Source organism: Shewanella sp. ZOR0012, from assembly GCF_000798835.1.
In the GTDB taxonomy this organism is placed as follows: domain Bacteria; phylum Pseudomonadota; class Gammaproteobacteria; order Enterobacterales; family Shewanellaceae; genus Shewanella; species Shewanella xiamenensis.
The window spans coordinates 1-7,281 of sequence record NZ_JTLE01000024.1; the positions used below are offsets into that span (position 1 = coordinate 1).

Sequence of the window (7,281 nt, forward strand, 5' to 3'; positions counted from 1 at the left end):
CATAACATTTTATTCGTGCGCATGCGCGTTTATCACGTTAGACCAGTAAAAACGCGCACAGTTAACTATCTGTATGTAAAGAAGTTATCAGATTTTTTACAAATACACCATCCGGAAAAACGCGCATGCGCGTTTTCCAAACCTATTAACTAAGCTCAATATATTTTATCCAATTGATTTAAAATGACTTTCAATTTTATTTTTTGGAAAAACGCGCACGAATGTTGTTCTCAAAACCCTCAAAAACTAGCGTAATACGATATGACTGTATATCTAACTAGGATTCGGCTGTTATAGAGAAGCACTAAAGTGGAGGGCTAATAGATGAGATTTTGTAGGGTAACTCTTTCGTAAAGTCCAGAACGAACAAACGTGTGCTAACAAGTTTTGGGGCAATATCTTTTAGCCAGATGAACAGTTCAATGGTCGTAAAGATTGTCATTGTTGCAACTGTGACCGTTGGTGGCATGGATGCCGCCGTCGAGCCCTCAGGGATGAGTTTATGGCGTGTCACAGGGGAAACAATGACAATTCATCCAACATACCTAACGACAAAGTTATCTGGCTTTGGGGGCGAATTGAGTTAAAGCTATCTTTCGGCGTGGATGGCTGAATGATTTGGATGGCTGAATGATTGGAAAATTGGCTGGTTAAGTCCAGCCTAATCCAAATCAGTATTCCTGCGTATTAAATTGCGCCTTCAAACCCGAGCTGACGCCAGGCTTCGTAGCTGATAATCGCCACGGCATTGGAGAGATTAAGGCTGCGACTGGAGGCCGCCATCGGAATGCGTAATCGCTGCTCGGTTGGGATCGACTCGATAATCGGCATAGGTAGACCACGGGTTTCAGGGCCAAATAACAGCACGTCATCTTTGGCAAAACTCAGTTCAGTGTGAGGGCGGCTGCCCTTAGTGGTACAGGCCATAATGCGCTTACCTGCCATGGCTTCGAGGAAGGCATCGAAGTTTTTATGGCGAGTCACATTGGTTAAATCGGCATAGTCTAGGCCCGCGCGGCGCAGTTTTTTCTCTTCAAAATCAAACCCTAGCGGCTCAATTAGATGCAGTTGGCTGCCGTTGTTTGCGCAAAGGCGAATGATATTACCCGTGTTGGGTGCGATTTCTGGCTCATAGAGTGCGATATGGAACATGCTTGCCCGCCTATAAAAAATGACGCCCGATTATACGGCAAACAAGGCTTAAGCACAGCTCTGCGTGTGCATATCTACAGCGGCATAAACGCTAGTCCCTTTTCTTTTCTCCCTATTAACCTTATCTCAGCGCTTGCCTGTTTTATTCTCTCAAAGTAATATATCTCAATATCAAGATACTTTTTAAGAAGTCATTATGCCGTTTGTGATTGCGTTACTCGCCCCGGTGTTTTGGGGGACCACTTATGCACTGGTGAGTCTTTACTTACAGGATATGTCGCCCTACTGGGTGGCGGTTTGGCGCGCGCTGCCTGCGGGCATTTTGTTGCTGATGCTGCGCCCACGTTTGCCGACGCTGGCATGGTCTAAATTAAGCTTGCTGGCGTTTTGTAATATTGGCGCTTTCTTTGCGCTGCTGTTTATTGGCGCCTATCGGCTACCCGGCGCCGTCGCGGGTACGCTGGGGGCGACTTTGCCATTAATCTTTTTGATCCTCGCTTGGCTGATTGATAAAAAACGCCCGGGGATGAAGTGGTTACTGCTCGGTTTGATGGGCCTCGCAGGAGTGATTTTATTGCTTAATCCCTCGGCGGATCTCGACCCGATTGGTGTCCTGTGTATGTTGAGTGCGACGACTCTGATTGCCTTTTCTTCCCGTTGGATGCAGCGCTGGGATGTGGGCGATTTTTTAGTGCTGACCGCTTGGCAATTACTTTTGGGGGGCTTGATGTTGATCCCACTGGCTTGGTTTATGGCGGGGCCGCCACAGATACCGAATATGGATGTGGTTCCCTCGTTAATCTGGTTGGCTACCGCCAATACCGCGGTGGCTTATTGGGCTTGGCTGTGGTCAATGCGAAATTTAGGGCCAGAAATCATGGGGATGGTGGCTTTAGTCAATCCCGTGGTTGCCGTATCATTAGGCGTATTGATTGTGGGTGAAACCTTAGATATGCGGCAGTGGGCGGGGATTTTAGTGATTTTACTGTCGCTGCTGCTGATGAAGTTGCCGCAAAAATTGAGGTGGAGTCCCTTAAAAGCGAGGGGTTAAATGCTAAAACACTTAGACTTAAACTTACTGCCCGTACTAGAAATCCTCCTCGAGGAGCAGAGTGTCACGGCCGCAGCGGCACGGCTGCATTTAAGTCAGTCAGCTGTGAGTAAGCAATTGACTCGCCTGCGCGAAGTGTTTGATGACCCCTTATTCGAGCGCACCGCCTACGGGCTAAAGCCGACGCCCAAGGCGTTGTCGCTGGCGCCCGACTTACGCCAATGCTTACAGCAATTAGCGCAATTTACTCGGCCCGATAGTTTTGAGCCCGCCTTAAGCCAAAGACAATTTCGAATGCATCTGGTCGAAATGACCTATTCGCTGACCTTTCCACATTTTATGCCTTCGCTATTGGCGCAGGCGCCCGGTGTGAGCATCAATTGCCAAACCTGGCGGCTCGATACCATGGACAGATTGCTGCGTTGCGATATCGACTTGGCTATTGGCTGCCGCGAATGGGATGAACGTTCGCCCATGCATGTAAACCATATTCCGGACGATATCCATTATGTTGAATTGGTTCAGGATTACATAGTGTGTTTGATGCGCAGTGACCATCCTGCACTTTCGCAGGAATGGAATCTCGATACCTTTTTAAGCTATCGCCAATTACAGGTCGCCTTTGGTGGCTTGGAATATTGGTTGTTAGACGATGTGCTGCAAATCCAAGGGCGTAAACGAGATATTGCGGTCAATATGACCGACTTCCAGAGTGCGCTTGCCCTGTGTGAGCAAAGCGATTTGATTCTCTGCGCTCCTTCCCGTTATGCCTTAGCGGTGATGAAGTCGTTTGATCTTAAGTATTTACCCTCGCCGATTAAACTGATCCCCGGTGCGTATTTGCTGATGTGGCATAAGCATTTTGAACACGATCTCAGCCATAAATGGTTGCGGGAGCTGATTATTAACAAAGTCAGCGCCTCGCTCACTAACTGATATCTGCCCCTGTGTTTAGCCAAGCTTGCAGTTTAGGCAAAATCGCCTGACCATCCACCAGCCCTTGGTGATATACGGCGGTCACTTTATCGATATTGCGATCAAGTCGCGAGAGAGTAAGCGATGCAGCAGGGCGGATCACAAAGGTATGGCCGCTGGCAACACTCTGGGTGAGTTCCTCGAGGGAGTGGTTATAACGTTGGTGACGAACCTTTAGCGCGGCGGCTACTGCCGGATAAGTTTGATAACGCTTGCGCGCTAACCAGTTGAACTTCATCGGCGATTTTCGATAGTTTGCATCCTGAGTCAGGATCACCACTTGGCGTTTATAGCCGTCTTGCTGCGCCTTGGCTACAGGAATGGGCGCGGCGATACCACCGTCGAGGTAAGTTTGGCGGTTGATACTATGGGGATTGGCCATAAAAGGCAGGCTAGAGGAGGCGATAAGCACGTCGAGCAATTTCTCGTGCTCCTGAAAATCGGCCATGCCAAAGTAATCGGTTTGTCCTGTCTGGCAATTAAATGCCCCGACCTTAAACTCGGTTCCACTGGTTAAAAAGGTTTTAAAATCAAAAGGCAGTAGCTCATAGGCCATGCGCTTATAGGTAAAATCGGTGTTGACATAATTCCCCGTGGCTAACCAGTGGCGCAGCCCCATGTAGCGCTTATCCCGCAGATATTGCTGCTGAATTTTTAAATTGCGGCCAAATTGGCGTGAGACATAAGAAGCGGGATAAATCGCCCCCGCCGATACACCAATCACATAGGGGAAGTGCAATTGTTGCTGCAAAAAGGCATCTAACACACCGGCGGTATAAATTGCCCTCAGGCCGCCGCCTTCTAACACTAAGGCCACATCTTGCATTGCGTTATTACTGCTTAATCGAATGGATAAAACAGCATACTCTAACTCACCTGATAAATGAAACGCATGCCTACGAGTGCTTAGGCGGGGATGGCTAGTCTTGGCGTGTGCACGCAGGCGCTGGACTGAGTCAGTGACGCTGGGCTTGGGCTAAAATCCATCTGGCTAAAATATTGACTGAGCGCGGTGATGGCTTCTTTCACCTTGGCGGGCTGTTTATCCCGCGCCGAGGTCACGCTGTAAACGCTGTAGGTGCGTAGCGACCATTCGGATAAGAGTGTTACCAGTTGGCCTGATGCAAGGTATTGATGCACCTCGGGCTCTGGCAATACGGCATAGCCCAATCCATCGAGAGTGAGTTGGATAAGCGTCTGCATATTATTGACGTTGATGCGCTGGGCTGGGAGTTCGACTCGCTCTTGAGTCTGTGAATGGGTTAAGAACTCGGGTTTAGCATAGCTATGGCTAATACGGTTGAACCCTTGTAAGTCTTCAGGGTGTTGCAGGCTCTGATGCTGGGGAATATAGCTGGGGGCGACACACAGTAACATACGCCAATCTGCCAAGGGGCGAGCAATAAGGTTCGAATCCGACAGAGGGCCGATGCAAATTGCCAGATCGATTCCTTCATTAACTATATCAATTGGGCCGTCCTGCAATTGCAGATTGAGACTGATCTGCGGGTGAGCCGCCAATAAATGCGCTAATGGCTGGCTGAGTAAACCACCGCCAAAGCCGACTGGCGCGGCGATTTTAAGCTCCCCCGAAGGAGTGCCCTTTAATGAGTGTAGCTGATGTTCGGCGCTTTCTACTATTTTTATGATTTTAATGCAGTTTTCATAAAATAACGTGCCCGCCTCTGTGAGTGTCAGGTGGCGGGTATTACGGTGAAACAGACTAATTCCCATATCCATTTCAAGCTTTGCGACTTGTTGGCTCACCGCCGATGAACTCAGATTAAGCTGCTTTGCAGCAGCACTCATCGAACCTTTTTCCGCGATGGCGGCAAACACGATCATGCCCTTGACCATATTTCTATTCATTCTTAAGCAACTCTTACAAGTGATTACTCAAAGTCTAACTTGAGCCGATTGTAACATAGGGATACATTGCCGTATTGAAAATTATTATCATTTACAAAGGGTCAAGGGAGATTCGTTGGTTATGTTGTTACGTCGTAAAAAGATCCTCGCACAGCTGGTATCTACAACTCTGTTGCTACCGGCTACTCAGGCTTTGGCGGATGCCGCCCCCGATCAAGACAAAATGATGGAAAGGATTGTCGTCACCGCATCGGGTTTTGAGCAGCAAGTGCGTGATGCGCCGGCATCGATTAGCGTGATTACCCGTGAGGATCTCGATACACGCTTTTACCGTGACTTAACCGACGCCATGTTAGAAGTCCCCGGCGTGGTGGTAACTGGTGGTGCCGACCGTCGGGACATTAGTCTGCGGGGAATGGGCAGCCAATATACGCTGATTTTAGTTGATGGTAAGCGTCAGTCTTCCCGCGAAACCCGCACCAACAGTGATGGTCCTGGTGTTGAAGGCGCTTGGACGCCGCCGCTCGCCGCAATCGATAGGATTGAAATTGTCCGCGGCCCCATGTCATCCCTTTATGGTTCGGATGCTATCGGTGGGGTGATCAACATTATCACCCGTAAAGTGCCCAATGAGTGGCAGGGGGAACTGCGACTCGACACCACGCTGCAGGAGAAGTCGGCCTCGGGCAATGTGTATCAGGGCAACTTTTTTGTGAACGGTGGCTTGATCAAAGATTTGCTTGGCGTGCAGTTATACGGCCAATATACCCAGCGTGAAGAAGATAATATCTATGGTGGTTACCGAGGCCGTGATGCGGATAATCTCACCGCCAGATTTGCACTTACGCCGAATCAAGACCATGACATCATGTTGGAAGTCGGTATCGCCAACCAAGAGTTGGATAGCACCTTAGGGAAAACCGTTGCGCCATTAGCGCCGGGGGCCAGTTGTGGCCGCAGTGGTTGCCCTGCATCGTCGACAACCGAGTATGAAAACAGCACGATTTCATTGTCGCATACCGGACGTTGGGACTTTGGTACCTCGGATACTTATATCAAGCACGAAGTGTACGATAACAAGTCCCGCAAGATGAAAATCAAAAATACCGATGCTCAAACCAGTGTGATCGCCACCTTAGGTGAAAGCCATACGGCAACCTTTGGTGCTGCTTTCAATTATCAAGACCTCACCGATGAAACTGGCAATCAGGTCAGTGACTTAACCGATATTAGTCGCCGTCAATGGTCGGTGTTCTCAGAGGATGAATGGCGTATCGTCGATAATTTTGCCTTAACCTTGGGCCTGCGTTTAGACGATGATGAAAACTTTGGTGACCACCTTAGTCCACGGATTTACAGTGTTTGGGGGCTGACCGAGCACACTACCTTAAAAGGCGGTGTGTCGACGGGCTTTAGGGCGCCTAGCCTAAGGCAAACCGTGCCCGATTGGGGGCAGGTAAGCCGAGGCGGCAATATGTACGGTAATCCGGATTTGCAACCTGAAACCTCTGTGAACTATGAGTTAGGCATTTACACGGATTTGACCGATTCCATCACGGCCAGTGCTGGTGTGTTCTATAACGAGTTTGAGGACAAGATCACCCGTGTCGCTTGCCCTGCGACTCAATGTACTGATGGGCCGAATCAGTTTGGTTCCGACCCAACCACTTATGTGAATATCGATGAGGCAGTCACCCAAGGGGTTGAGCTGAGTATCGACTATAAAATCCTCAGCAACTTGGCGCTCACGGGTAACTACACTTATACCGATTCGGAGCAAAAAACGGGCGCTTACAAAGGGAGTCCATTGAACCAGCTACCTAAACATCTGGTGCAATTGTCGGTTAACTATGAGCCGATAGATAAGTTAAGCACTTGGCTGCGGGTTAACTACCGTGGTGAAGAGAGCCAACCAACCACTGGGCCTTCCTCAAGCAGTTTGATTGCGCCGTCCTATACGCTGTTAGATTTGGGTGCGAACTATCGCGTTAACGACAGCATTAAGTTCAGCGCAGGTATCTATAACGCCTTCGATAAAGAGATTACTCAAGATGAGTACGGCTATATTGAAGATGGTCGCCGTTACTGGTTAGGTATGACCTATAGTTTTTAACCGCGCTTAAAATTAGTCGCTTAATACAAAAAGCCAGCTTTTAGCCTGTCTCTTGATCACAAGTCTTCGTGATTGAGAGACATGGCCAATTCGTAACCCTCAAGGATGGTTTGTAACCTAA

General features: G+C 48.9%; 6 protein-coding genes. 3 read left to right on the top strand and 3 right to left on the bottom strand.

The window, feature by feature from the left end:
- Positions 1-687: 687 nt before the first annotated feature.
- Positions 688-1,152: a tRNA (uridine(34)/cytosine(34)/5-carboxymethylaminomethyluridine(34)-2'-O)-methyltransferase TrmL gene (trmL, locus tag L976_RS00985; RefSeq protein WP_047533277.1), complete on the bottom strand. Its 465-nt coding sequence runs from the start codon at positions 1,150-1,152 to the stop codon at positions 688-690.
- 196 nt (positions 1,153-1,348) lie between these two features.
- On the opposite strand from trmL, the gene L976_RS00990 reads away from it, so the two are divergent.
- Both L976_RS00990 and L976_RS00995 read left to right on the top strand, forming a co-directional pair.
- A complete protein-coding gene (locus L976_RS00990; protein WP_037423508.1) occupies positions 1,349-2,203 on the top strand; it encodes a DMT family transporter in 855 nt (284 codons plus the stop codon).
- Positions 2,204-3,139: a LysR family transcriptional regulator gene (locus L976_RS00995; protein WP_047533281.1), complete on the top strand. Its 936-nt coding sequence runs from the start codon at positions 2,204-2,206 to the stop codon at positions 3,137-3,139.
- Here L976_RS00995 and L976_RS01000 read toward each other — a convergent pair.
- A complete protein-coding gene (locus tag L976_RS01000) occupies positions 3,132-4,004 on the bottom strand; it encodes a patatin-like phospholipase family protein (RefSeq protein WP_047533283.1) in 873 nt (290 codons plus the stop codon). The genes L976_RS00995 and L976_RS01000 overlap by 8 nt on opposite strands.
- An 80-nt stretch (positions 4,005-4,084) precedes the next feature.
- On the bottom strand, positions 4,085-5,047 hold the full coding sequence (locus tag L976_RS01005; RefSeq protein WP_047533285.1) for a LysR family transcriptional regulator: 963 nt from the start codon (positions 5,045-5,047) through the stop codon (positions 4,085-4,087).
- 121 nt (positions 5,048-5,168) lie between these two features.
- Between L976_RS01005 and L976_RS01010 the strand changes: the two genes are divergently transcribed.
- Entirely contained in the window at positions 5,169-7,160 is a 1,992-nt protein-coding gene (locus tag L976_RS01010) for a ligand-gated channel protein (RefSeq protein WP_047533288.1), read from the top strand.
- The last annotated feature ends 121 nt before the right edge of the window (positions 7,161-7,281 follow it).

What these genes read in the sequence shown, in the direction of transcription:
- trmL (WP_047533277.1), bottom strand. Translation starts at nt 1,152, where the DNA reads ATGTTCCATATCGCACTCTATGAGCCAGAAATCGCACCCAACACGGGT.
- L976_RS00990 (WP_037423508.1), top strand. Translation starts at nt 1,349, where the DNA reads ATGCCGTTTGTGATTGCGTTACTCGCCCCGGTGTTTTGGGGGACCACT.
- L976_RS00995 (WP_047533281.1), top strand. Translation starts at nt 2,204, where the DNA reads ATGCTAAAACACTTAGACTTAAACTTACTGCCCGTACTAGAAATCCTC.
- L976_RS01000 (WP_047533283.1), bottom strand. Translation starts at nt 4,004, where the DNA reads ATGCAAGATGTGGCCTTAGTGTTAGAAGGCGGCGGCCTGAGGGCAATT.
- L976_RS01005 (WP_047533285.1), bottom strand. Translation starts at nt 5,047, where the DNA reads ATGAATAGAAATATGGTCAAGGGCATGATCGTGTTTGCCGCCATCGCG.
- L976_RS01010 (WP_047533288.1), top strand. Translation starts at nt 5,169, where the DNA reads ATGTTGTTACGTCGTAAAAAGATCCTCGCACAGCTGGTATCTACAACT.